The sequence below is a fragment of the Blastococcus sp. CCUG 61487 genome (assembly GCF_005222955.1).
Classification (GTDB): Bacteria; Actinomycetota; Actinomycetes; order Mycobacteriales; family Geodermatophilaceae; genus Blastococcus.
Genome location: NZ_LWUA01000118.1, coordinates 1 through 687, shown reverse-complemented (window position 1 = coordinate 687; position 687 = coordinate 1). Strand labels below are relative to the sequence as shown.

General features: G+C 79.3%; 1 protein-coding gene. It reads right to left on the bottom strand.

The features are described 5' to 3' along the window. A partial coding sequence (locus A6V29_RS08175; protein WP_137159854.1) for a glycosyltransferase family 9 protein occupies positions 1 to 687 on the bottom strand: 687 nt, incomplete at both ends.

Genomic DNA, 687 nt, shown 5'->3' with positions numbered 1-687 from the left:
CGCCCGAGGGCGGCGAGGACCTCGTCGACGGTGATCCGGGCCAGCGCCGGGTCGAGCTCGGTGCCCCACGGGTCGCCGGTGCCGTCCCCGTGCCAGAGGACGACGTGCTGCTCCCGCGGCGGCGGCCCCCACTGCGCCGGGGAGACCGGCCCGAACAGCACCACCGAGGGACGCCGGTACGCGCTGGCCAGGTGCGCCACCCCGGTGTCGCCGCACACCACGAGGCGGGCCGCGGCGACCAGTGCGGCCAGCTCCAGCGACGTCGTCCGGCCCGCGAGCACGGCGTCGTCCGGCAGGCCCGCCGCCCCGGCGACCGAGCGGGCGAGCTCGACCTCCCCGGGGCCCCCGGTGATCCGCACGTGGTGCCCGGCCTCGGCCAGGTGGCGGGCGACGGCGGCGAAGCGTTCGGCCGGCCACCGCCGGCCCGGGTAGGCCGCGCCCGGATGGACGACGGCGGCGCCGCGCACCGGCGGCGGCACGTCCGGGACGGCGAGGTCGAGCGCGTCGGGATCGGCGTCGACACCGAGACCTTCGGCGACCAGCCGGCACCAGCGCCGCACCTCGTGCTCGTCGGCGTACCAGGTGGGGCCGGGGTAGCCGGGGCTGGCGAAGGTGAGCAGCCGCTGCGGCCGCAGGTCGGCGACGACCACGTGCGACGCGGGCCCCTTGCCGTGCAGGTCGACGGCG